This window comes from Ruegeria sp. ABV3_008, from assembly GCF_056161185.1.
The window spans coordinates 258,715-282,499 of sequence record NZ_JBSWYP010000005.1; the positions used below are offsets into that span (position 1 = coordinate 258,715).

General features: G+C 60.2%; 24 protein-coding genes. 10 read left to right on the forward strand and 14 right to left on the reverse strand.

Annotated features, from left to right (window positions below; all coding sequences use genetic code 11):
- The first annotated feature begins 14 nt into the window (after nucleotides 1-14).
- The 3 genes from ACXAH8_RS11465 (at nucleotide 15) to ACXAH8_RS11475 (ending at nucleotide 2,164) form a co-directional block, all read left to right on the forward strand.
- Nucleotides 15-686: a YiaD family glycine zipper/OmpA-like lipoprotein gene (locus ACXAH8_RS11465; RefSeq protein WP_170638298.1), complete on the forward strand. Its 672-nt coding sequence runs from the start codon at nucleotides 15-17 to the stop codon at nucleotides 684-686.
- Between the two features lie 126 nt (nucleotides 687-812).
- Entirely contained in the window at nucleotides 813-1,358 is a 546-nt protein-coding gene (locus tag ACXAH8_RS11470) for an NADPH-dependent FMN reductase (protein WP_475218498.1), read from the forward strand.
- 11 nt (nucleotides 1,359-1,369) lie between these two features.
- The gene (locus ACXAH8_RS11475; protein WP_475218500.1) at nucleotides 1,370-2,164 is read left to right on the forward strand and encodes an HTD2 family dehydratase; all 795 of its coding nucleotides are present in this window, start codon (nucleotides 1,370-1,372) and stop codon (nucleotides 2,162-2,164) included.
- Here the strand turns inward: ACXAH8_RS11475 and ACXAH8_RS11480 are convergent.
- Complete coding sequence (locus tag ACXAH8_RS11480) at nucleotides 2,156-3,190, reverse strand: NAD(P)/FAD-dependent oxidoreductase (RefSeq protein WP_475218504.1); 1,035 nt, start codon at nucleotides 3,188-3,190, stop codon at nucleotides 2,156-2,158. The two genes, ACXAH8_RS11475 and ACXAH8_RS11480, sit on opposite strands and share 9 nt — an antisense overlap.
- A gap of 55 nt (nucleotides 3,191-3,245) precedes the next feature.
- Between ACXAH8_RS11480 and mnmC2 the strand changes: the two genes are divergently transcribed.
- Together mnmC2 and ACXAH8_RS11490 are read left to right on the forward strand one after the other, a co-directional pair.
- Nucleotides 3,246-3,911: a tRNA (5-methylaminomethyl-2-thiouridine)(34)-methyltransferase MnmC2 gene (gene mnmC2, locus ACXAH8_RS11485; protein WP_475218506.1), complete on the forward strand. Its 666-nt coding sequence runs from the start codon at nucleotides 3,246-3,248 to the stop codon at nucleotides 3,909-3,911.
- Nucleotides 3,908-4,777, forward strand: a complete 870-nt coding sequence (locus tag ACXAH8_RS11490) for a DMT family transporter (protein ID WP_475218509.1) — start codon at nucleotides 3,908-3,910, stop codon at nucleotides 4,775-4,777. Before mnmC2 ends, ACXAH8_RS11490 begins: the two co-directional genes overlap by 4 nt.
- Here ACXAH8_RS11490 and ACXAH8_RS11495 read toward each other — a convergent pair.
- The gene (locus ACXAH8_RS11495; protein ID WP_475218546.1) at nucleotides 4,751-6,724 is read right to left on the reverse strand and encodes a lytic transglycosylase domain-containing protein; all 1,974 of its coding nucleotides are present in this window, start codon (nucleotides 6,722-6,724) and stop codon (nucleotides 4,751-4,753) included. The genes ACXAH8_RS11490 and ACXAH8_RS11495 overlap by 27 nt on opposite strands.
- A 134-nt stretch (nucleotides 6,725-6,858) precedes the next feature.
- On the opposite strand from ACXAH8_RS11495, the gene dapA reads away from it, so the two are divergent.
- Nucleotides 6,859-7,731 (forward strand): 4-hydroxy-tetrahydrodipicolinate synthase, encoded by an 873-nt coding sequence (dapA, locus tag ACXAH8_RS11500; RefSeq protein WP_475218511.1) that lies wholly within the window; start codon nucleotides 6,859-6,861, stop codon nucleotides 7,729-7,731.
- Nucleotides 7,732-7,802: 71 nt separating this feature from the next.
- Here the strand turns inward: dapA and ACXAH8_RS11505 are convergent, their stop codons facing one another.
- From ACXAH8_RS11505 to pdxR, 7 genes are all read right to left on the reverse strand, one after another.
- On the reverse strand, nucleotides 7,803-8,690 hold the full coding sequence (locus ACXAH8_RS11505) for a dimethyl sulfoxide reductase anchor subunit family protein (RefSeq protein ID WP_475218513.1): 888 nt from the start codon (nucleotides 8,688-8,690) through the stop codon (nucleotides 7,803-7,805).
- Entirely contained in the window at nucleotides 8,690-9,439 is a 750-nt protein-coding gene (locus ACXAH8_RS11510; RefSeq protein ID WP_475218515.1) for a 4Fe-4S dicluster domain-containing protein, read from the reverse strand. Before ACXAH8_RS11510 ends, ACXAH8_RS11505 begins: the two co-directional genes overlap by 1 nt.
- Nucleotides 9,440-9,542: 103 nt before the next feature.
- On the reverse strand, nucleotides 9,543-12,365 hold the full coding sequence (locus ACXAH8_RS11515) for a molybdopterin oxidoreductase family protein (RefSeq protein WP_475218517.1): 2,823 nt from the start codon (nucleotides 12,363-12,365) through the stop codon (nucleotides 9,543-9,545).
- Between the two features lie 27 nt (nucleotides 12,366-12,392).
- Nucleotides 12,393-13,424, reverse strand: coding sequence for a YeiH family protein (locus ACXAH8_RS11520; RefSeq protein WP_475218519.1), 1,032 nt, complete (start codon nucleotides 13,422-13,424; stop codon nucleotides 12,393-12,395).
- Nucleotides 13,425-13,479: 55 nt separating this feature from the next.
- Nucleotides 13,480-14,517, reverse strand: a complete 1,038-nt coding sequence (gene pta / locus ACXAH8_RS11525) for a phosphate acetyltransferase (RefSeq protein WP_475218521.1) — start codon at nucleotides 14,515-14,517, stop codon at nucleotides 13,480-13,482.
- A 5-nt stretch (nucleotides 14,518-14,522) separates the two neighbouring features.
- Nucleotides 14,523-16,301: a sulfoacetaldehyde acetyltransferase gene (xsc, locus tag ACXAH8_RS11530; protein ID WP_170642664.1), complete on the reverse strand. Its 1,779-nt coding sequence runs from the start codon at nucleotides 16,299-16,301 to the stop codon at nucleotides 14,523-14,525.
- Between the two features lie 129 nt (nucleotides 16,302-16,430).
- A complete protein-coding gene (pdxR, locus tag ACXAH8_RS11535; RefSeq protein ID WP_475218524.1) occupies nucleotides 16,431-17,891 on the reverse strand; it encodes a MocR-like pyridoxine biosynthesis transcription factor PdxR in 1,461 nt (486 codons plus the stop codon).
- Nucleotides 17,892-18,023: 132 nt separating this feature from the next.
- Here pdxR and ACXAH8_RS11540 point away from each other — a divergent pair, with 132 nt between their 5' ends.
- Together ACXAH8_RS11540 and ACXAH8_RS11545 are read left to right on the forward strand one after the other, a co-directional pair.
- Nucleotides 18,024-18,332 (forward strand): ArsR/SmtB family transcription factor, encoded by a 309-nt coding sequence (locus ACXAH8_RS11540; RefSeq protein WP_170375462.1) that lies wholly within the window; start codon nucleotides 18,024-18,026, stop codon nucleotides 18,330-18,332.
- Complete coding sequence (locus tag ACXAH8_RS11545) at nucleotides 18,325-19,356, forward strand: permease (protein ID WP_475218526.1); 1,032 nt, start codon at nucleotides 18,325-18,327, stop codon at nucleotides 19,354-19,356. The genes ACXAH8_RS11540 and ACXAH8_RS11545 overlap by 8 nt, the downstream gene beginning before the upstream one ends.
- A gap of 53 nt (nucleotides 19,357-19,409) precedes the next feature.
- On the opposite strand, the gene ACXAH8_RS11550 is transcribed toward ACXAH8_RS11545, so the two are convergent.
- Both ACXAH8_RS11550 and ACXAH8_RS11555 read right to left on the reverse strand, forming a co-directional pair.
- On the reverse strand, nucleotides 19,410-19,799 hold the full coding sequence (locus ACXAH8_RS11550) for a hypothetical protein (RefSeq protein ID WP_170661522.1): 390 nt from the start codon (nucleotides 19,797-19,799) through the stop codon (nucleotides 19,410-19,412).
- Nucleotides 19,800-19,851: 52 nt separating this feature from the next.
- The gene (locus tag ACXAH8_RS11555; RefSeq protein ID WP_475218529.1) at nucleotides 19,852-20,616 is read right to left on the reverse strand and encodes a DUF1013 domain-containing protein; all 765 of its coding nucleotides are present in this window, start codon (nucleotides 20,614-20,616) and stop codon (nucleotides 19,852-19,854) included.
- A gap of 130 nt (nucleotides 20,617-20,746) precedes the next feature.
- Between ACXAH8_RS11555 and ACXAH8_RS11560 the strand changes: the two genes are divergently transcribed.
- Nucleotides 20,747-21,388, forward strand: coding sequence for a ribonuclease T2 family protein (locus ACXAH8_RS11560; RefSeq protein WP_475218531.1), 642 nt, complete (start codon nucleotides 20,747-20,749; stop codon nucleotides 21,386-21,388).
- On the opposite strand, the gene ACXAH8_RS11565 is transcribed toward ACXAH8_RS11560, so the two are convergent.
- Nucleotides 21,385-21,873 (reverse strand): hypothetical protein, encoded by a 489-nt coding sequence (locus ACXAH8_RS11565; RefSeq protein WP_170661519.1) that lies wholly within the window; start codon nucleotides 21,871-21,873, stop codon nucleotides 21,385-21,387. The two genes, ACXAH8_RS11560 and ACXAH8_RS11565, sit on opposite strands and share 4 nt — an antisense overlap.
- 196 nt (nucleotides 21,874-22,069) lie before the next feature.
- Here ACXAH8_RS11565 and ACXAH8_RS11570 point away from each other — a divergent pair, with 196 nt between their 5' ends.
- Nucleotides 22,070-22,567: a lactoylglutathione lyase family protein gene (locus ACXAH8_RS11570; protein ID WP_170483306.1), complete on the forward strand. Its 498-nt coding sequence runs from the start codon at nucleotides 22,070-22,072 to the stop codon at nucleotides 22,565-22,567.
- A 70-nt stretch (nucleotides 22,568-22,637) separates the two neighbouring features.
- Here the strand turns inward: ACXAH8_RS11570 and recR are convergent, their stop codons facing one another.
- Together recR and ACXAH8_RS11580 are read right to left on the reverse strand one after the other, a co-directional pair.
- Nucleotides 22,638-23,231 (reverse strand): recombination mediator RecR, encoded by a 594-nt coding sequence (gene recR, locus ACXAH8_RS11575; RefSeq protein WP_475218534.1) that lies wholly within the window; start codon nucleotides 23,229-23,231, stop codon nucleotides 22,638-22,640.
- 61 nt (nucleotides 23,232-23,292) lie between these two features.
- Nucleotides 23,293-23,637, reverse strand: a complete 345-nt coding sequence (locus ACXAH8_RS11580; RefSeq protein ID WP_170328851.1) for a YbaB/EbfC family nucleoid-associated protein — start codon at nucleotides 23,635-23,637, stop codon at nucleotides 23,293-23,295.
- Between the last annotated feature and the right edge of the window lie 148 nt (nucleotides 23,638-23,785).

Here is a 23,785-nt window from a genome sequence, read left to right on the forward strand (position 1 = left end):
CAGAAGGTGATACCATGACGATTTCCAAGTTTTTTCTGGCAACCGGGCTATGCTCGGCCATGACTCTGGCGGCCTGTACCGATCCGGGCACGTTGAACCTGCCCTCCGATCCGAATCAGAATGCCAAGCAGGGCGCAGTTTTGGGTGGTTTGGTTGGTGCTGGTGTTGGCGCAATCGCGAATAATTCGAACCCTCTATTGGGCGCGGTAGCAGGCGGTGCCATCGGTGCGGCTGGCGGAGGCCTGATCGGCAACCAACTTGATAAACAGGCCGCAGAATTGCGTCAGCAGCTGGCAAATGACGGGATTACCATCGTCAACGCGGGCGACCGGCTGATTGTGACCGTTCCCAATGACATCACCTTCGACACTGACAGTGCGACGGTCCGCCCGGCCTTGCGCGCCGATCTGGTGCGGGTTGGTCAGAACCTCGTGAACTATCCGAACTCGAACGTGCAGATCATCGGTCACACCGACAGTGATGGCGAGGCCTCCTATAACCAAGGCCTGTCCGAGCGTCGCGCCAATGCGGTTGCAGACGTCCTTCAGGCGAACGGCGTGAACTACAGCCGGATCGTCACCATCGGGCGCGGTGAAGATAACCCGGTTGCCTCGAACCTGACGCCGGAAGGCAAATCGCAGAACCGCCGGGTCGAGATCGTGATCGTACCCAGCGCAAACTCGTAATCCTATGTGCATTGCGGGCGGTCTTTGGGCTGCCCTTTTACGCGCACGATCTGTGCAAGAAATGGGGTTTGGATCGGGCGCGTCTCGGTCTACCTATTGGGAAACACTGAAACGGAGTTTCCCGCAATGTCCCAACCGACCCTTCTTGGCCTGTCCGGTTCCCTGCGTCAGTCAGCAACAAACCGTAAGCTTCTGCGCGAGGCGGCACGCCTTTTTGATCCTGCCAGCTTTGTCGAAGCGGATCTGAACCTGCCCCTCTATGATGGGGATCTGGAAGAGGGTGAGGGTATCCCAGCCGCCGTGCAAACGCTGGCTGACCAGATCGGGCAAGCGGATGCGGTGATTATCTCCACACCGGAATACAACAAGGGGCCGTCGGGCGTGCTGAAGAATGCTCTGGACTGGGTCAGCCGCACGTCGGGCAAACCTTGGGCCGACAAGCCGGTTGCGGTGATGTCCGCCGCTGCGGGTCGGGCCGGAGGGGAGCGCGCCCAGATGGTCCTTCGCGCCTATTTGGTGCCGTTCCAACCGCGCATTCTGCAAGGCCCCGAGGTCCATCTGGCCGACAGCTCCAACGCGTTTGACGACGGGGGACGGCTGACTAGCGAGCGCTATGAAAAGACCATCCATGCGTTGATGCAAAAGCTGCGGGCCGAGGTCGAGCGTCTTTAGGCGGATACGGTATGCATCAGGATCGGCAAAGCGATGTGATGGACCCGGCCCGGGCGGCGGCCTTGCAGGTTGCGCTGGGGGTGGAGCCTAAGATCTCTGACGGTTCAGCGTTGCCACCGTTCTTTCATCAGCTTTACTTCTGGTCCCCGCGTGCACCATCTGATCTGGGGCGCGACGGGCACCCTCAGGTCGGGATTGATCTGATCCCGGACATGGGTCTGCCGCGCCGGATGTGGGCCGGGGGGCGGTTGCACTTCCATACCTCCCTGCGGGCAGGTGTGGAGGCCGAGCGGCATTCCGTTCTGGAGAAACAGAACCGCAAAGCCGGGCGCACTGGGCCGTTGGGGTTTGTCACGCTCAAGCATGAGATCTGGCAGGATGGGGCGCTCTGCGTCACCGAATGGCAGGACCTAGTCTATCGCGAAGATCCCGCTTTGGACGAGGTAAAGCCAACGCCGCCCGTGGCGCGTGGTGACGAAACAGACCACCGCGAGGTGAGCTTCGACAGCACCCTTTTGTTCCGGTATTCCGCGCTTACCTTCAACGGCCACCGTATCCACTACGATCTGGACTATGCGCGCGATGTTGAAGGGTATGGCGGGCTGGTCGTACACGGGCCGTTATTGGCGCAACTGCTGATGCTGTTTGCCGAGGAGGTGGCCGGCCCGCTGACGCGCTTTTCGTTCCGCGCAACCGCGCCGCTTTTGCATTTCGAGCCGGCCACACTCTGCCGCAACGGGCCGGACCTGTGGGTTCGAGGCCCCGACGGGCGACAGTGTATGCAGGCCGAAGCGCAGTCAGAGTGATGCTTCGGGCCGGAAGTCCGCAGGGATTTCATCGCGACCGTCCAGAATGAGTTCCGCCATCACCTCGGCCACTTTCGGAGCCATGCCAAAGCCGATCTTAAAGCCACCATTGGCGATGAACTGACCGTCGTGCAGGGGGTGCGCGCCCAGCATCGGAGCGCGGCTTTTGCTGCGAGGGCGGACACCGGCCCATCGCTCGATCACCTCGGCTCCGTGCAGCACTGGAACGGCGCGGGTGGCGCGGTTGATCACATCCTCAAGCGCGTCGTCAGTGCTGGTCGGATCATCATAGTCTCGCTCCGAGGTCGAGCCGATTGCAAGCGTACTGTCTGCATGCGGCACGATATGGATCGCATCGGCGAATAGCTGCGGCACCGCGCCCGCATCAAAGCGCAGCAATGCCGCCTGTCCCTTGACGCCATTGCCGACGGTTTTCCCGAAGCTTTGGCTGAGCTCCTGCAACCCGGCGACACCTGTCGCATGCAGCACATGGCCCTTGTCCGGGGCCTCGGCGACGACCTGAACCCCTATGACCGAGAGCGCCGCAACCAGCGCGGCACAGGCCCGGCGCGGGTGCAAGCGCGCGGTCAGGGTATCGTGGATAACATAGCCGGTTGGGCTGGGCGGGCACCATTGGCCTGCCTCCGACGTGGACAGCACCGTCCACTCGGCCAGGCCCTGCCAGAGCTCTTGCGCGGTGGCATGCCGTTGGTGCGCCAGCTGCAGGCTGCGCTCATCCATGATCGGTTGTAGACGTCCCAGTCGCCCATAGCCGGCTGAGACCCCTCCGGCCGCTTCGACCTGCGCCCAAAAGGGTTCGGCCATGATCAGACTGTCGAACTGAAAGGCTTTCTTGGCGTTCCAGTTCTCGGGCACATGCGGAGCCAGGGCGCCGACCAACCCTCCGCTGGAGCCCGCGCCGGGGCCAAAGGGATCGACAACCTGCACCTTTGCGCCGCGCCGGGCGCAGGTCCAGGCGATGGACAGGCCAAAAATGCCAGCGCCGCGTACCGTCACATCGACCATTGCCAAACCCCTCTTCCTTGTTCAGTGTCGCGCCGCTTAGCTACAGGATTCCCCGATGGCAGACCAGCACGCCGAATTGACATGGAGAGAGGACCGGATTCCGGTTTCGGACCAGTTCGATGACCCCTATTTCTCGTTGCAGAACGGGTTGGAGGAGACGCGGCATGTCTTTCTGTCGGGTAACAATCTGCCCGCACGCTTTGCTCCGGGGTTTCATATTGCCGAACTGGGCTTTGGCACCGGCCTCAACCTGCTGACTGTCTGGTCCACGTGGGAGGCCGCGGGCCAGACCACCCCGCTGCGATTCACCAGTTTTGAGGCCTTCCCCATCGCCCCCGAGGATATGGCGCGCGCCTTGGCCGCTTTCCCCGAATTGCAACCTTGGACCGACCGCTTCCTGTCGAAATGGCGCGGCGGATCCTGTCAGTTCGACACGCTGCACCTTGAGGTGATCGAGGGCGACGCTCGCCAAGCGCTGCCGGGCTGGATCGGCAAGGCCGATGCGTGGTTTCTGGACGGCTTCTCGCCTGCCAAAAACCCCGAACTCTGGGGCGCGGATCTGATGCAGCAGGTATCCGATCACACGACACCGGGCGGCACCGCGGCCACCTACACCGCAGCAGGTTTTGTCCGTCGCGGGTTGGAAGAGGCCGGTTTCGCAGTCACCCGCGCGCCCGGATACGGTCGCAAACGGCATATGACACGGGCGGTAAAGGCGTGACGCAGCAGAACAATATCTCGGCCGGGATCGCGCTGATGGTCGCCGCGACAGTGGTTTTCGCCTTGCAGGACGGGATCTCGCGCCATCTGGCGGGGACGTATAACACCTATATGGTGGTGATGGTCCGCTATTGGTTTTTCGCAGCGTTTGTCATCGCATTGGCGGCCCGTGCTACGGGTGGGTTGAAGGTGGCGGCGCGTACCGATCAGCCGAAACTCCAGATCTTTCGCGGCGTTCTGCTGGTGACTGAGATCTGTGTCGCTGTTTTTGGTTTCACCAAGCTAGGTCTGATCAACAGCATGGCGGTCTTCATCTGCTACCCCCTTCTGGTTGCGGCCCTCAGCGGCCCGGTTCTGGGTGAAAGCGTGGGTTGGCGGCGTTGGACGGCGATCGGGGTCGGCTGCGTCGGCGTGTTGATCATCCTGCAACCGGGGGTCGGCGTGTTTAACCCTTGGGCGATCATACCGCTGATCTCGGCCTTTATGTTTGCGGTCTATTCGCTGCTCACCCGTTATGCCGCGCGCCGAGACAGCGCCGCCACCAGCTTTTTCTGGACCGGCGTCAGCGGAGCCGTTGCCATGACGCTGGTCGGTATGTGGTTCTGGGAGCCGATGGCAAAGGCGGATTGGGCCTGGATGGCAACGCTCTGTGTCAGCGGGGCCTTTGGCCATTGGTTGCTGATCAAATGCTATGAGGCGGCCGAGGCCAGTGCGGTGCAGCCCTTTGCCTACCTCCATCTGGTCTGGGTGGCGATCCTTGGCATCGCAATCTTCAATGAGGTCCTGCGCCCCGAGGTCGTCATCGGCGCAGGGCTGGTTGTTGCGGCGGGGCTGTTCACCCTATGGCGCGAACGCCGCAAGGGTTGATCCGGTCAGTTCCTGCGAGAAGGGCACGGGCAGGGCGGGTTTGCCCAGCCGCGCGCGGTAGACCGGCAGGCTTTCGGTCACCCGCATCACATAATTGCGCGTTTCGCTGAAAGGGATGGTCTCGATCCAGTCGACCACATCCACCTCACCGGCGCGGGGGTCGCCGTAGCGCTCCATCCATGAGATCGGCCGCCGCGGTCCGGCGTTATACCCGGCGGCCATCATGACCACATTGCCGTTGAAATCCGCCGCAAGGCTGGACAGGTAGTTGGCCCCTAACTTGGCATTATACTCCCAGTCCGCGGTCAGCCGACCAGTCTTATGTCCGCTTAGTATTCCCAACTCCTGCGCGACCAGTTTGGCGGTCGCTGGCATCACCTGCATCAAGCCGCGCGCGCCTGCGCCGCTGATCACCACCGGATCAAATTCGCTTTCACGGCGGGCGATGGCCAATGTCATCTCTTTGGCCATCGGCAGGCCGATATCCGCGACCGGATGCACGGGGTAATAGGCAGCGGGAAGAACCGTTCCCGTAGTCGCCGCGCGTTTGGCGATCATTACGGCCAGATGCGGCTCTTTCAACTCGATGACCAGATCGCCCAGTTGATTGGCTTGCGCTGTATCGAGGCTTTCGACCAGGTGGGTCAGAAACCGTTCGGAGAGATTGTCCTCCCCTGCCTTTAGCAGCAGCAGACCGGCCTCCAATACGCTGGAGTTCGCAAATTCGGCTTGCCGCCAATGCGCGGCGCGGGGCGGGTTGGCGAGGGTGCTGTCAAACGGTCGCCCGATCTGTTCGGCTGCCAGAATGCCGTAGAAAGACGTTTGATAATCCGCACCCATTGCATAAGCGTCATAGGCTTTCTCAGCATCCCCTTGCGCCGCGTAAGCGCGACCCAGCCAATAGCCAGCACGGCCCCTTGAAATCGGCGATTTCACCGCGCCTTCAAAGTTTTGAAAATGCCGAACCGCCGTTGCCGGGTCGTTTAACTTTCGCAAAGCCAGGAATCCGGCCAGCCATTCCAGATCGGCGTATCCATAGCCCATTTCGGGGGTCATATGGTGGTTGGCGGCAACCTCATAGGCACGCGCCGCACTGCCCTGCCGCATCTCAAGTCGGGCCAGTCGGCGTCGTCCCTCGGCCCATTTGTCGGGCTCACCTAGGGCGTCCGGGCCAGTTGAGCGTGCCAGCATCAAATCAATGGCGCTGTCGTCCAGCTCTTTCTTGTCGCGCCAGACAAAGCGATCAAACGCCAACCCCGGAGACTCTGCCAGAGCCTTGGGTACGGCAGAAATCTTACCGTCCACGCCCGGTTCGCGTTTTTGCAGGGCAATTCGGGCTTCTGCCAGTTTGCGCTGATCGGCGCTGACCAGTGGCAGCATACGCCCGGCGCTGACCAGATGATTGTCCCACAGCATCCGATCCAGTCGGGCAGTGTGGTGCGGTTTTAGCAATTTGCCGAAATTCTCAAGATAGTCCTTCTGCAAGCCCGAGCCCATGGGCATGGTGCGCCAGGCTGTGACGATATCGGCCTCGGCGTCCCCAATCCGACCTTTGGCTTTTAGGGCAACAGCATAGTTCAGCGCGCCTTCGGCCGTTTGCGGCGGCTGATCGGCGTAGAAGTTCATCGCTCGATCCGGATCAGCCCCGGTAAAGGACGGCTCGCTCTTGCGGCGCAACCAGGCCAGTCCGGGCCAGTCGGGGCGGCGCTCAAGAAACACAAGCACATCGCCTGAGCTGCCAAAGCCCTCTCGCAGCCAATGCCACACTATGATGTCACGCGTAACCGAGCCGCGTGAGCCAGAAACCGCTAGCGCTTCGTTCCAGTCACCTTTGCGCATTTCGGCCAGCCCGGCGCGCAGATCACCGGCAGCATCGGCCCGCGCGGCGCTTGCCTGCATCCCAAAACACAGAATCACTGTTGCCAAAAAGGCCAGAACGCGTGTCATCCCTTGCATTTCCCAACCAACCGAGGATAGAGCCATTCAGGATAAACCTTGCGCCGCCAGTATCAACTCACAAAGCCAAAAACGTGAGCGAGGATGGCGCAAATACTGCAACCGCACTTCAAGGAGCGCGACCCATGTTCAAAGGCTCAATGCCAGCCCTCGTCACCCCGTTCAGCAACGGCGAGTTGGACCTGGATACGCTCAAACACTTGGTAGAGTGGCAGATAATGGAAGGCTCAACTGGTCTGGTTCCCGTAGGCACCACTGGCGAAAGCCCGACACTAAGCCACGAAGAGCACGAAACCGTCGTAGCCGAAGTGGTCAAAGCTGCCGCAGGTCGGGTGCCGGTGATTGCGGGCGCAGGTTCGAACAACACGGTCGAGGCAGTTCGATTCGTCCAGTTTGCCAAGAATGTCGGGGCCAATGCGGCACTGGTGGTCACACCATATTATAACAAGCCGACCCAAAAAGGCCTGTTGGCCCATTTCCGCGCCCTGCACGATTGCGCCGAGATTCCGATCATCATCTACAACATCCCAGGCCGTTCGGTCATCGACATGACCCCCGCGACCATGGGGGAACTGGCAAAGCTGCCACGGATTGTCGGTGTCAAAGACGCGACAGGCGATCTGGCGCGCGTCAGCCAGCAGCGCGCAAGCTGTGGCGCCGACTTCTGTCAGCTGTCGGGCGAAGACGCCACTGCGTTGGGCTTCAACGCGCATGGCGGGGTAGGCTGTATTTCGGTCACGGCCAACGTGGCTCCGAAACTTTGCGCCGAGTTCCAACAGGCCACGCTGGCGGGCGACTATGCCAAGGCTCTGGACTATCAGGATCGCCTGATGCCTCTGCACGAAGCGATCTTCATCGAGCCCGGCCTAGTCGGCGCTAAATACGCGCTGAGAAAACTGGGCCTGTGCAGCACCGAAGTTCGCTCACCTCTGACTGAACTGGAAGACAGCACCAAGACTGCGATCGAAGCCGCGATGGCGCATGCAGGTCTGATCTAAATTAAACGTTCTATTGAAAAGGGCGGCCTCAAATATCGAGCGCCGCCCTTTTTCGTTTGCTGCAAAGGTGCTCAACGTTTGCCGTAGTAGAGCCCAACCACATGCTCCGCCTGCGCGAAGAACAGCCAGCGTGACGCGGCAACCCCAGCCAGGTGAGAAACCACTGCCAGCAGCGCAAGCAGGTGTTTTAGCGCGAGCCCTTCTAACGGGATCGCGATGAAGACGACGGGCAGCGCAAAGGCCAACAGGAACGAGATGATCCGCAGCTTCTCGGCATGTTTGCGGCCAACCACGTGGACGAACTCTCGTAGCAAGTAGTTGGTTCCGGTATGCGGAGGCTCAAACGCCCGCACCGACCCGCGCTGACCCAATCCTGTTGCTGTCCCAAGGTCAGTCCCCGAGCTGGAAAGCGCCTTGTCCCCCTGACGCCAGTACAGAATCTGCACAAGAGCGGCGATCAACAGCAAAGGCAGGGCGACCGAGGTTTGTCCGGCCATCAAGGCCCCTCCGGCCAGGCTGAAGCTGAGGAACATGGCCGGTGTCAGCTTCATGTTCCAACGAGGGATTGTCTTGAGTTGAGTGTAGATCATCGACGTGGTGAACACCGTGGCGAGCGAGAACAACGCGCCGAGCCAACCCAAAAGGCTCCACCTTTCGCCCAGAAAGACCGAGCCGATTGCGAACAGGCCCATCAGGACCAGTGCGATCACCGCGCACCAGCCCTCACGGCTGAGCCAGCTAGAGCGCCATTGCGTGAACGCTTTCCAAGCTCGCTCCGGGTGACCGAGGTGAAAGGTTGACGCCAGCAATCCGCCGACGGCCAGCCCGTACGCAATCAGGAAGAAAACAAAGGCGACCCAGCCTGTAGCGTCTGGCATTCCGAGGCCCAGAAAGAACAGCAGCCCAAAACCGAGGCCGGACAGGGTGGTGAAGATGATAACGGAAGGGGCCGGATGCATCAGAGCTTCTCCAGAGTTTTGTCAAGCCAGCCAAGGAACCCTTTAGGCTCTTCCGCGACGGGGGCCAGCAGCGGGGCCAGAATGTCGATCTGGTCCTCAATTTGATCCTTGGGGCGGGGCGGCAGGTATTTGTTGACAGGTTTGGTACCCATTTCGGGCATCAGGTCCATACCGACCCGTTCAGCGACCAGCTTGCTGACATCGCTGTTAGGATCGCCGAGGTCCCCGAAATGACGCGCTCCGGCCGGGCAGGTGCGGACGCAGGACGGCACCCGATCCACTTCGGGCAGGTTTTCGTTATAGATGCGATCGACGCAGAGGGTGCATTTCTTCATCACGCCCTCGGCCATATCCATTTCCCGCGCGCCATAGGGGCAGGACCAGGCGCAGAGGCCACAGCCGATGCAGTCGCTTTCGTTGACCAAAACGATCCCATCCTCGACGCGTTTGTAGCTGGCCCCGGTTGGGCAGACCGTGACGCAGGGCGCGTCTTCGCAATGCAGGCAGGATTTGGGGAAGTGGATCAGTTGGGCAGGGCCCTCGGTCGGTGTGACCTCGTAGGAGTGGACACGGTTCAGGAATGTGCCCGAGGGGTTGCCGCCATAGGCATCCTGATCAGACAAGGGTGCGCCGTAGTTTTCGGTGTTCCAGCCTTTGCAGGAAATCACGCAGGCGTGGCACCCGACGCAGGTGTCGAGGTCGATGACGAGGCCCATTTTGCGATCGGTGGATTCGGGGAGTTGCGTCATATCAAGGAACCTCGGCTTTGGTGGGCGGGGCAGGGGGCCAGCCCCCTCTTGAGCCGTTGGCTCAATTCACCCCCGAGATATTTTTGGCCAGATGAAGATTGGATCATTTGCCTACCTTCCACGCGATATCCTTCGGGCCGGTGCCGACGGGGGAATTGATCGGGGCAAATTCGGGTTGGCTTTCGGTATCCGCCGGAGGGGCGGCCTTTTCGATCCTGACTTTCAGGTCGAACCACGCGGCCTGACCGGTGATCGGGTCTGAGTTGGCCCATCGCATACCGTCCCCCTTGGGCGGTAGCAATTCGTGGATCAGGTGGTTGAGCAGGAAACCCTTGGTGGCCTCGGGTGCGTCCTCTTGCAGCGCCCAGGCACCTTTGCGCTTGCCGATGGCGTTCCATGTCCAGACGGTGTTTTCATTCAGCGCGGCCATTTCCATCACGGGTACGGTGATCTCGCCGTGAGGAGAGGTAACCTTGGCCCAGTCGCCGTCTTGCAGCCCGTGTTCGCGCATCAGCTTGGTTGGAACGTAAAGCGGGTTGCGCCCATGAAGTTGTCTCAGCCACGCGTTTTGGGTGCCCCAGCTGTGATACATCGCCATGGGGCGCTGAGTCAGGGCGTTGACGGTGAAGCCCTCGTTGCCCTGCTGGTCGGTCTCGTACCAAATGGGCAGAGGGTCCATGGCGTCTTTGATGCGTTGTCGCAGGTGGTCGGGGGGCTGGTTCGGTCCGTGTCCTTCGGCGGCCAGTTGGAACTTGCGCATCGGCTCAGAGTACAGCTGAAACAGGTAGGGCTGCGGGCTGTCATAAAGACCCATTCCAACGGCCCAGTCCTGATAGGCGGCATTCCACGGTTTGTAGTAATCCGCACCTTCCGGGATATGCGCGACGTAGAAGCCTCCGTTGTCGATATAGCGATTCAGCTGGTCCGGGTTTACCTCTCCGCGGCCTTCTTTGGAACCGTCCTCGCCCCGGAACCCGGCCAGCGGGCCGATGCCGGGTTTGCGCTGGTGATTGACGATATAGTCGGCGTAGTCCTTCCACTTGGGTGTGCCGTCGTCTTCGTTGGTGAAGCCCGGCAGGCTCATTCGGTTGGCGAGTTGGATCAGAACCGATTGGAACCCGCGCACGTCACGGTCGGGTTCGACCACTGGCCAGCGGATGGCATCTGCGGCGGCGTCGGCCTCGCAGATCGGACGATCCAGCAGCGAGATGCAGTCGTGCCGTTCCAGATAGGTTGTATCCGGCAGGATCAGGTCGGCGTAGGCAACCATTTCCGAGGAATAGGCATCCGAGTAGATGATATGCGGGATGACGTATTTGCCGTCTTCGGTTTTGGCCGACAGCATCTCCATCACACCTTTGGTGTTCATGGAGGAGTTCCACGACATATTCGCCATATACATGAACAACGTGTCGATCTTGTAGGGATCGCCTGCGGCGGCGTTCGAGATCACCATATGCATCAGCCCGTGGGCCGACATTGGGTTTTCCCACGTAAAGGCCTTATCGATACGCTGAGCAGTGCCGTCTTCGTCTAGCAGCAGGTCCTCGGGGCCGCGCGGGAAGCCAAGGTGAGGGCCTTCCAGCGGGCGGCCCGGGCGGCGGTCTCCATGTGGCGTCGGGTGCGCCTCGACGGGTTTGGGGTAGGGCGGTTTGAAGCGGAAGCCGCCGGGGACCTCGACCGTGCCCAGCAGGATCTGCAGCACATGCAGCGCGCGACAGGTCTGGAAGCCGTTGGCATGGGCCGAGATCCCCCGCATGGCGTGGAAGCTGACAGGGCGGCCCGTCATTTTGCTGTGCTTTTCGCCGCGGAAATCGGTCCATTCCTGGTCGAGCTCGATGGCCTCATCAAAGGCGACGCGGGCAATTTCGGCGGCAATGGCGCGGATTTTCTGGGCCGGTATGCCGCAGCGCTCGGCCACATTTTCGGGGGCGTGATTGTCCGAGAGGTATTTCTCGGCCATCTGATGGAAGACCGGGCGGTGAGTTACGCCATCCTTGTCGTAGGTGGCGGACAGATCCGGGCGCACGCCGGGCTTGTCAAAGGCGGTCGGGTCACCGGTAACACGGTCGATCACCAAAGGCTTTCCGTCGGCATCGCGCAGAAACAGACCCTTTTCCGGGCCATCAGAAGCATTCACCAGAACCGGCGCGTTTGTGTAGCGGGCAAGGTAGTCGAGGTCGATCTTGCCAGCCTTCATCAGCACATGGATCAGCGACAGGATGAACAGCCCATCGGTGCCCGGCGTGATCCCGACCCAATCGTCAGCTACCGCGTTATAGCCTGAGCGGATCGGATTCACCCCGATCACCCGCGCGCCGCGCGCCTTGATCTTGCCGATGCCCATCTTGATTGGATTGCTGTCGTGGTCCTCGGCCACACCGAACAGCATGAACAGCTTGGTGTGGTCCCAATCGGGCTGGCCGAACTCCCAAAACGCGCCGCCCATCGTGTAAATGCCTCCCGCTGCCATGTTGACCGAGCAAAAGCCGCCATGGGCCGCATAGTTGGGCGTACCAAAATTCTGCGCCCAGAAGCTGGTGAAGCTTTGGCTTTGATCGCGACCGGTGAAGAAGGCCAGCTTGTGCGGCGCGGTCTCGTGCAGCTCGTTCAGCCAACCGACGGCGGTGCTGATCGCCTCGTCCCACTCGATCTCGCGGAACTCACCCGAGCCGCGTGGACCGACCCGGCGCAGCGGTTTGCGCAGGCGTGAGGGCGCGTTGACCTGCATGATGCCGGCGCTGCCCTTGGCGCAAAGCACGCCTTTGTTGACTGGGTGGTCGCGGTTGCCCTCGATATAGGCAACCTTTCCGTCCTTCATGTGAACATTAATGCCGCAGCGACAGGCGCACATATAGCAGGTGGTACGCCGGATCTCGTCCGAGACTTTCGGGCTGGTGTCGATCTTCGGTTGCTGGATTGTCATCTGGCGTCCTTATGTCGGGGCGGCGGGTCAGGTTAGGAATGTTAGTCCGGCGAGGATAATTCCTGCAATAAAAAGAGTTTCCACGACGATCAGGGCGATGGCTGCGCCTCCGACCGAGAGGATTTGTTTCAGGTTCGTCTTCATTCCAACCGCAGCGATCGCGATCAGAAGCAACCAGCGGGATGTCTGGCTGAGTAACTCGGACAGGAAGGTCGGGATAAGTCCGAACGAGCTGGCCGCGGCCAGCACTAGAAACCCGATCACAAAGCCGGGCAGGATGGGAGGGCGCTTGCCTGCTTCGTCCATGTCGGTGACGCTGCGGATGATCAGTGAGGCGACTAGAACCACCGGGGCCAGCATCGCCACACGGAACAGTTTGACCAGCGTGGCGGTGTCGCCGGTTTGTTCCGAGATTGAGAACCCCGCGCCCACAACCTGGGCGACATCGTGGATCGTGCCACCCAGAAACACACCGCCCGCCACGTCATCCATGCCCAGTGAACGGACTAAGATAGGATAGGCGATCATGGCGATGGTCGACAGCACGGTGACGCCCAGAACGGTAAAGATCAGCCGCTCCTCTGAGCGTTCGTCTTTTGGCAAGATGGCGCTGATCGCCATTGCCGCAGACGCGCCGCAGATTGCGACAGAGCCCGCCGTCAGGAACGCGAAACGCCATTTGTGACCAAAGAACCGTGCGATCACGAGGCCGAACCCAATGGTGGCCAATACGCCGCCAACCACAAGGGCGATCAGGTCCCAACCCAATCCCATCATCAGCGTCATCGATATCCGCACACCCAAAAGTGCCACGCCGAGGCGCAGAAGGGATCTGGCTGCAAAACCAATGCCGGGAACAGTCTTGCCCTCTTCACCCAGAAAACTGAGTGCGATGCCAAGCAGCAAGGCCATCAGCATGGCTGGGGTCGCGTAGTGTTCCGACAGGAATTTTGCCGTTACAGCAACGGTGATCGCCACCATAACCCCGGGGAACATGGTTCGAGCCGTCTGGGCGACATCCGCGCCGAAGGAGCTTTTGAGTTCAGTCTTACCCAGCATCGGTTCGTTGATCTTTCTTGAACACGTTTACAGTTAAGCGGCAAAGCCGCAGAGGTTATGCAGTAGCTGGATGAACTGGCTCTTGCGATGAACCCACTTGTTGTGCCTGCACGGCGGTCACGGCGATCATGTGCAACACATCGTCTGAAGAACAGCCGCGCGACAGGTCGTTTGCGGGTTTCGCCAAGCCTTGAAGAACGGGCCCAATGGCCTCGGCCCCGCCAATGCGCTGGGCGATCTTGTACCCTAGGTTGCCCGCATCGAGGTTGGGAAAGACAAACACGTTTGCTTTCCCTTCCAGAGGTGAGTTCTTGGCCTTTTTACTGGCGACCTCTGGCACATAGGCAGCGTCGAACTGCAACTCTCCGTCGATGATCAGGTCCGGATTGGCGGTTTTGGCGATTTGTGTGGCCTCAACCACCTTTGACACTTTCGGATGGCTGGCGCTGCCGCTCGTCGAGAAAGATAGCATCGCAACACGAGGCTCTTTCCCGGTGAGTGTGCGATAGGACGCGGCCGAGGCCTGAGCGATCTCAGCCAACTCGCGTTCGTTCGGATCAACGACCAACCCGCAATCGGCGAAAATATGGGCGCCCTGAACTTTGTGATGGTCGCGGTCATAGATCATCAGAAAGAAACTGGACACCATATGGGCGTCAGGTGCTTTTCCAATGATCTGCAAAGCGGCCCGAACAGTGTCCGAAGTGGTTTCGACGGCACCGCCGACCGTGCCATCAGCCAGCCCGAGATGGACCAACATGGCGGCGTAGTTCAGACGGTTTCGCACCAGCGATTTCGCAGTCTCAGGCGCTACGCCTTTGTGTTTGCGCAATTCGAAATAGGCATCGGCAAAGCGTTCCAAATGGGGCGAAGTTGCCGGATCGTGGATGTCTATCCCGGCTACATCACCTCCGCCTATTTCAGCCAGCAAAGAGGCAACTTTGGTCTGATCGCCGACAAGGATAATATCGGCTGCATCTTCGGCACGTGCTTTCAGCGCACCTTCTACAATACGTGGATCATCGCCCTCAGCAAGGGCGATGATCTTTTTGGAACTGGTCGCAGCCCCGAGAATTTGATTTAGGGGCTTCAACGCGATCAGGCCTCGACTTGCGGCTTCATGTCTGCTGCTTCGATACCCGCAACCGCAACCGGCTTCTTCATCGCGTCGCGACGGAACGGCTCACCCAGTTCCTGGTTGATCATGGCTTCGATCAGAGTGGTGATGCCGTTCTTCTGATCTTCGATCGCCTGGTTCAGCGCAGCTGTCAGTTCGTCCTGCGTACGTGCGACGACGCCTTTCAGGCCACAGGCCTCTGCGATACCGGCGTAAGAGACCTTGGTGTCCAATTCGGTGCCGACGAAGTTGTCGTCGAACCACAGGGTCGAGTTCCGCTTTTCAGCGCCCCACTGGTAGTTGCGGAAGACGATCTGGGTCACCGCGGGCCATTCTTCACGGCCGATTGCAGTCAGCTCGGTTACGGCGATGCCAAAGGCACCATCGCCCGAGAAACCAACAACGGGCACATCCGGGCAGCCGATCTTGGCGCCGATCACCGACGGCAGACCATATCCACAGGGGCCGAACAGGCCAGGGGCCAGATATTTGCGGCCTTCCTCAAACGAGGGGTAAGCGTTGCCGATGGCGCAGTTGTTGCCGATGTCGGACGAGATGATCGCCTCTTTCGGCAGCGCTGATTGAATCGCACGCCATGCCATGCGCGGGCTCATCCAGTCGGGCTTGGCCGCACGGGCGCGTTCGTTCCAGGTGGTGCCCGGGTCGTCCTGCTCGTGGTCCATAGAGGTCAGTTCCTGCGCCCAACGCGACTTGGTTTCAGCGATTTTCGCCTTACGCGCATCGCGGCCTTCATCGCCCGCAGTGCCCGAAAGCTGTGCCAGGATGCTGGTTGCAACGGTGGCTGCGTCGCCAACGATACCAACGGAGACTTTCTTGGTCAGGCCGATGCGGTCTGGGTTGATGTCGACCTGAATGATTTTTGCTTCGGTCGGCCAGTATTCCATACCGTATCCGGGCAGGGTCGAGAACGGGTTCAGACGGGTGCCAAGGCACAGAACAACGTCCGCTTCCTTGATCAGCTCCATCGCAGCCTTCGAGCCGTTGTAACCCAGAGGGCCGGCAAACAGCGGGTGCGAGCCGGGGAAAGCGTCGTTGTGCTGGTAGCCAACGCACACGGGGGCGTCCAGACGCTCGGCCAGTTCTTTCGACGCTTCGATGCCTCCTGCGGACAGCACCGTGCCAGCACCGTTCAGAATGACCGGGTTCTTGGCATCGGACAGCAGAGCGGCGGCTTCGGTCACGGCAGAGGCGCCGCCCGAAGGCAGTTCGAATTCGACCACGGCTGGCAGTTCGATATCGACGACCTGAGTGAAGAAGTCACGGGGCACGTTGATTTGTGCCGGGGCTGAGGCGCGCTTGGCTTTGGTGATTACGCGGCTGAGGACTTCGGCCATACGCGACGGGTCGCGCACTTCTTCCTGATAGCAGACGCAGTCTGCGAACATCCGCATCTGTTCCATTTCCTGGAAACCGCCCTGGCCCATGGTCTTGTTCGCGGCCTGAGGAGTGACTAGCAGCAGCGGGGTGTGGTTCCAGTAGGCGGTTTTGACGGCGGTGACAAAGTTGGTGATGCCGGGGCCGTTCTGCGCAATCATCATCGACATTTTGCCGGTGGCGCGGGTGTAGCCGTCGGCCATCATGCCGCCCGAGCCTTCATGCGCGCAATCCCAGAAGGTGATGCCAGCTTTCCCGAAAATATCCGAGATCGGCATCATGGCAGAACCGATGATGCCAAAGGCATGCTCGATCCCGTGCATCTGCAGAACCTTAACAAAGGCTTCTTCCGTGGTCATTTTCATCGGTGGCTCTCCAAAACTGAATGCGTGAATTGGCCGGGGGGGTTCAGCCCGGCCTTTGATACGGTTTTGGCGTATGGGTGCGGATGGCGTTAGGGCCAGATGAGGCGGCGGAATACGTCCAGCCGAGGGCTAACTGGCCCGGATCGCATCCGCGATCAGTTTCACCCCGGCCTCGATGCGGTCGGGTGCAATCGAGGAATATCCCAGACGGTAGAAATTCCCAGGCGGCCTTGGCCCCGAAAAGAACGGCGCGCCAGGTTCGATATGCACCCCTTGCGCCTGCAACGTGGCCGCCAGCTGCGCGGTGTCCACATGCGCGGGGGCCTGCATCCATATGGAGGACCCGCCGAGTACACCGCGCCCCGCGACCTGTAGCGCATGGGTCTGAACGGCTTCGTCCAACGCCTCGCGCCGTTGGGCCAGGGCGTTCGACATACGCCGGATCTGAGCGTCGTAGTGCCCGAGGGACAAGAAATAGGCTGCCGTGCGCTGAACATGCCCCGGAGGATGCCGCAACACGAGCGACCGCAGCGCGCGTGCCTCGCGGATGAAGGTCTCGGACCCGACCATGTAGCCCAGACGCAACCCCGGAAATAGCGATTTAGAGAAGCTGCCCACATAGACCACCCGCCCTTCGCGATCCATTGACTTGAGCGCGGGTGAAGGCGCGCCCAGATAGGCCATCTCGAACTCGTAGTCATCCTCAACGATCATGGCGTTCAGCGTGGACGCGCGTTCCAAAAGGGCGGTTCTGCGGCTGACGGGCATGGTGGCCGTTGTGGGGCTTTGGTGGCTGGGGGTGGTAAAGATCACGTCCGTGTCGTTTGGCAGAGCCTCAGGCGGCAGCCCGTCGCCATCCACGCGGATCGGTGCCATGGTGCAATCCGAATGGCTCAGCAGTTCGCGCAAAGCGTAGTAGCAGGGGTCTTCGATTGCCGCTGTGCGCCCCTTTTTCAAAAGAATGCGCGAGGCCAGCCACAACGCGTTCTGCGCGCCCAGTGTGATCAGGATCTCTTCGGGGCGGGCGGTGATGCCTCTGCGCGGCAGGGTGTGGCGGGCAATGAACTCGACCAGCAGAGGATCGTCCTGATCAGCGTAGTCAGTCGTTAGGGACTCGAAATCCTTATGTCCCAGCGCCCGAACCGCGCAAAGCCGCCAGTTCGCGTGGTCAAACAGCGTCCGGTCGGCCTGCCCGTAGATGAACGGGTATTTGTAGTTGCGCCAGTCCTGAGGTTTGGTCAGCACATTGCCGCCCGAGAACCGCCGGGCCAGCGCGTTGTCCCAGTCGACCGTCTCTTCGCTGCGCGGGACGGGCGTGTATTTCGGCGGGACCGGCGCGTTTTCGGATACATAGTAGCCCGAACGCCCTTTGGCGGTCAGGTAGTCATTGGCCAGAAGTTCGGTATAGGCCAGTGTCACCGTAATCCGACTGACGCCCAGATGGGTCGCCAGCTTGCGGGACGACGGTAGCTTTTCCCCAATGTGGAACCGACCCGACAGAATGCCTTCGGCGATCATCTGCTGGATTTGCGCCTGCAGAGTCCCTTGTCCGTTCAGCTCAAGAAAGAAAGTGTCAACCGAAATAGCCATGCGCGCTTATAGATTGGACTTAAGGTGGTGGCAATCTGGACTTACATGCCTCGAAGTGAATTTGTGATGCGGCTTGACGAGTAAATTCGAATCACCTAAATAACTAGAAATCTAGTTTAATGGAGAGTTCAGATGTGGGAAACCGCTGCAGCAGGATTTTCGGCCATGGGGTCCGAGGCCCGGTTGAAGGTTCTGAAAACACTTGTGAGGGCCGGGCAGGCCGGTCTGACCGTGGGTGAGATCCAGACACGTACCGGCATCGCTCCCTCCACCCTTGCGCATCACCTTCGGTTTCTGGCTGCAGGTGGTGTGGTTGAACAGGAAAAGATCGGGCGCACGACGATCAATCGCGCCTGTTTCAACGAGTTGCGAAACCTGGCGCAGTTTATTCTAAGCGAATGCTGCGCAGACGAAGTAGGAAAGGCCGCAAACGATGGCTGAACTATCACAAAACCCAAAAGCCTCGGCCAAACTCGCGCTGGATGTGATCAAAACGCCTTGGGCTTTGATCGTCGCGATACTGGCGTTGGTCGCAGTTTTCGATCCGGGCAACTGGGCTGAGGTCGTAACCTTCGCCGCCAAGGCGCTGGCGCATACGGGCCAGTATATCCTGTTCGCCGTCCTTCTGCTGTCCTATCTCAAGGCCACTGGGGCCGAGGTTATGGTGGCGCGCGCTTTTGAGGGGCGGGAAACCCGGATGATCTTTCTGGCTGCCTTGTTCGGAGGGCTTGCGCCGTTTTGTTCCTGTGAGGTGATCCCGTTCATCGCCGGGCTTCTGGCACTGGGCGCGCCGCTCTCTGCGGTGATGGCCTTCTGGCTTAGCTCTCCGCTGATTGATCCGCCGACATTGCTGATCACCGCAGGCGCGTTGGGGTGGCCTTTTGCCATCGGCAAGGCTGTTGCAGCGGTTGCCTTGGGCCTGTTCGGCGGGTTCGCTGTGCGCCTTCTGATGCGCAACGGAGCCTTCGCTCAGCCCCTGCGCGAATACAAACCCGCTGGTTGCTGTGGCTGCGGCCCCAAGCTGGATGACAAACCCGTCTGGAAGTTCTGGCAGGAACCCGAACGCCGTCAGCGTTTCCGCTCTGAGTTCGTGCATAACGGTATTTTCCTGCTGAAATGGCTTGCTCTGGCCTATGTGCTTGAGGCGCTTCTGGTCAGCTATGTGCCTGCAGACCTGATCGCGCGCGTTGTCGGCGGAGAAGGCGTTCTGCCCATCGTCGTTGCCGCGCTGGTCGGAATGCCCGCCTATCTGAACTCCTACGTCGCGCCACCGCTTTTGGCGGGGCTGATGGAGCAAGGCATGACGGCGGGCGCGGCCATGTCCTTCATGGTGGCAGGGGCGGTAAGCTCAATCCCGGCCATGGCTGCGGTCTGGTCATTGGTGAAACCGCGCGTCTTTGCGACCTATCTGACCCTCGGGGTCGGGGGCGCGATTGTCGCCGGGATCTTGTTCCAGATGCTCTGAAAAAGAAAACGCCCGGCGCAGTGCCCGGGCGTTTTCCTCTGGTTCGCTAGGGATCAACCAGCCTCGCAGAACCGAGGCAGTTTGAACCGGTATCGTGCCTCTCCGCTTTCCACGTAGACGCGTTTTTCCACGCAGGCGCTGGTGCCCACCGATTGGGATATTGGCGCCTCGGTCGAGGTGATCGACGTGGCCGTTCCATCCGGCAGACGAACCGAAGCGATGACCCCGTTTTTCAGGTCCCCGTTGATCGCTGTGGCCGACAGAACCGGGACGGTCATGAAAGAATGATGCTCATGCTCGCCGTCATCCCCCAACAGGAAAAGACCGCCGACGATGAAAGCCATGACCACGGCAGCGGCCAGACCCAAACCCCAGGTTTTTAGGAAGGCGTAGATCGTTACGGCGCGGTGTGGGCCAAAGATGGCAGATAGAATGTTGAGCATGAGAGGTCCCAAGAAAACGCCCCGGCCAGTTTAGACCGGGGCGGGTCAGAAATCAGGGGCGCAGATCGTCTTCGTCTTCGTCGTCCCCACCGCCTTTGGGCAGGTTGAAGAAGCTGTCGGCGTCCACGATCGGATCACCGTCTTCCTTGTCGGCTTCCGGCTCTTCAGACAGCGAGAAGGTTTCCAGACCCTCAATCGCGGTCGGGATCTTCGGTGCTGCATCCATCTCCAGCGACTGCTCGGTCGAGACCAGCTTGCGGCGCTCGTCATCGCTCATCACGCCGCCTTCGGCGGCTTTCTTCGCGGCGGCCTTCTGCACCACAGCGTCCAGTTCGGACTGTTTACACAGGCCCAAGGCAACCGGGTCGATGGGCTGCATGTTGGCGATGTTCCAGTGCGTGCGTTCGCGGATCGACTGGATGGTCGGCTTGGTGGTGCCAACCAGCTTGGCGATCTGACCGTCGCTAAGCTCGGGGTGGAACTTGACCAGCCATAGGATCGAGTTCGGACGGTCCTGACGCTTGGACAGCGGGGTATAGCGCGGGCCACGGCGCTTTTCCTCGCCCGTTGCCGACGGGTTGAACTTGAGCTTCAGCTTGTGCAGCGGGTTGTTCTGCGCTGCATCGATCTCTTCCTGCGTCAACTGGTTGTTGGCAAGCGGGTCGAACCCTTTAACACCAGCGGCCACATCGCCATCGGCAATGCCCTGCACTTCAAGCTCGTGCATTCCTACGAAATCCGCGATCTGCTTAAAGCTGATCGTGGTGTTGTCCACCAGCCATACGGCTGTTGCCTTGGCCATAAGCGGTTTTGCCATCAGCCCGTCTCCTATACATACATCTGTCCCGTCGCCGGAATTCGGCGGCCCCGGGGTTTTGGGGCAGGTTTCCGTTGTCGGGGAACTTGGGGTGTATATAGTCGCCGCGACGCAAGAAGGGAAGAGGCGAATGCGCCATGGGTTTTTAGCGCTGGTTTTGTGGGCCATAAGCGCCGTCGCCGCGCTGGCCGAGGGCGAAAAGGCCGGTGAGTTCGACTATTTCGTCCTCGCGCTGAGCTGGTCTCCGAACTGGTGCGCGCGCGAAGGGGATGCGCGTGGATCAGATCAATGCGACGCCCGGCACGACCACGGTTGGATATTGCACGGGCTCTGGCCGCAGTTCCATCAGGGCTGGCCCTCCTATTGCCGTACGCCCGAGGCCCCGCCGTCGCGCGCAATGACCCGCGCGATGGAGGATATTCAGGGCAGTGCGGGTCTTGCGTGGCATCAGTGGAAGAAACACGGCACCTGTTCGGGCCTGTCGGCGCAGGGCTATATGGATCTGTCGCGCGAAGCGTATGGTCGCGTGACCCGGCCCGAGGTGTTCCGCCAGCTTGATACCTCGGTCAAACTGCCCGCGTCGATTGTCGAAGAGGCCTTTCTAAAGGCCAACCCTAAGCTCGAGCGCGACATGATCACCATCACCTGCAAACAGGGCTACATCGAAGAGGTGCGCCTGTGCTTGTCCCGCGACCTTGATCCCGTGCCCTGCGGCCGGGATGTCATCCGGGACTGCACCGCCAAAGACGCCCTGTTCGACCCGATTCGCTAGAGCTTTTTGTTCTGACAGTCTCGCGCGTATTCCAGCGCCTTGGCGGTGCCTTTGAGGTCGATGGCCATCACCACTTCGCCCGCCGGGTTGTAAACCGTCATCGTCTTATTTTGAGCAATCGCGGTGACGAAATTCCGGTCAGTGAAAAAGACGGTCGCGCCGGGGACATCACGTTCGTTGAAGCCAATGGCAGTGGCGTCATAGCTTTTGCCGTCCAGAGCAAACCGGATCGGGTAGGTTTTGCCCTGCTCGATATCGCCCCAGGCCTTGTTGTAGACAGCGAAATATCCGCGATTGCCAAGCGCGTCATAACCGATCCGCACCACCGAGAGGTCCTGATACACCGTCTGGATCAGGCACCCATTGCCCAACGCCGGGTCCATCATGATGTTCCAGCCGTCGACAAAGCCCTTGTCGATCAGTTGCTGCGAAAACGCTGCAGTGGCTGTAAAGGCGGCAAGTGTGAGGGCAAAAAGGCGTTTCATAACAGTTCCCAAAATCAAACGGATAAGGTCATCGCCATAGTACACGCCGCGTGCGGCAGGCAAAGGCCATTCTTGACTGATGTCACCGCGAAAGAAGACCTAAGTGCATGGCGGAACCCGGCTATGTCTCGCCGGGGAGGCGCTTGAAACTCGGCTGTGGCACAATAGTTTTGCCCCATAAAACAAGGAACGAGCCATGCCGCAACATCCAAGAACATTCTCTCACATCGGATTGTCCGTCCCAAACGTTGACGAGGCTGTAAAGTTCTACTCCGAAGTCCTTGGTTTCTACGTGATCATGCCGCCAACGGACGTGGTAGAGGATGATACGGATATCGGTGTCATGTGCACTGATGTGTTTGGTCCTGAGTGGAAAAAACTACGTATTGCGCATCTCGCGACTGCTGATCGCATCGGGTTCGAACTTTTCGAGTTTGACGGGAATTATGTACCGGAAAACAATATCGACTTTCGCCAGAATGGTACGTTCCATTTTTGCGTCCAAGACCCGGATGTCGAAGGCCTGGTAGAAAAAATCGTTGCAGCGGGTGGCAAACAACGTATGCCGATTCGATACTATTATCCCGGAGAGAAACCCTACCGAATGGTCTACGTCGAAGACCCCTTTGGTATTGTCTTCGAGATCTACAGCCATTCTTACGAATTGACGTACTCTTCGGGCGCCTACACCTGAAATACGAGGCGGTGTCTCGTGTGCAACCGGAAGGGGTGAAAGCGTTCCGGTTGCTGTCATATTGCAATGCTCAGAGCTCTTTTCGTGCCCTCAGTGCTGCGGTAATCGTCCCGTCATCCAGATAGTCGAGCTCGCCTCCAATCGGCACGCCTTGCGCCAGTGAGGTCAGGCGGACCTGCCCCTCCAACTGATCGGCGATGTAATGCGCTGTGGTCTGGCCGTCGACGGTGGCGTTCAGGGCCAGAATGATCTCGGAGACGCCTTCGGCAACAACCCGGTCCTTGAGGCGGGGAATGCGCAGCTCATCCGGGCCGACGCCATCCAGCGCCGAGAGCGTGCCGCCCAGCACGTGATAGCGGCCTTTGAACACACCTGAACGCTCCATCGCCCAGAGGTCGGAGACGTCCTCGACGACGCAAAGCTCTCCGGTCGCTCGGGCCTCATCGTTGCAGATGTCACAGATGTCGGTGGTGCCCACATTGCCGCAATTCAGGCACTCGCGGGCGGTGATGGCGACCTGCTGCATCACGTCGGACAGGGGCGTTAGCAGCAGGGAACGCTTGCGGATCAGGTGCAGCACCGCGCGGCGGGCCGAGCGAGGGCCGAGGCCGGGAAGTTTGGCCATCAGGTCAATCAGATTGTCGATGTCGCTGTTGGAACTCACGGCCTGTCCTGTCTGGCGCCGGAGGGAGCCTCCGGCGGGAGTATTGTTGAAAAGATGGAGATCAGAACGGCAGTTTGATGTCCGCGGGCAGGCCCATGCTTTCGGTCAGCTTGGCCATCTCGGCCTGCGAGCGCTCGGCGGCTTTGGTCTGTGCGTCCTTGATGGCCGCCAGGATCAGGTCTTCGACCACTTCCTTGTCGTCGCCATTGAAGATCGACGGGTCGATATCCAGGCCCTTCAGCTCTCCTTTGGCGGTTGCGGTTGCCTTGACCAGCCCTGCGCCGGACTCGCCTACAACCATAAGGTTGTTCAGCTCTTCCTGCATCTCGGTCATCTTGGTCTGAAGATCCTGCGCGGATTTCATCATCTTGGCCATATCGCCCAGGCCGCCTAGTCCTTTGAGCATGTTGCTTCTCCTGTAAGTCCGGTTTGTGCCTAGATACGGGGGTCACCGTGGTGACACAAGAGCAGAGCGCGCTCCCGCCTGTCGTTAAGGTCTTTGGCAAAACCTTTCCTCCCGTTGGGCCCGGCAGCGCTCGGGCAAAGCCCGAGCG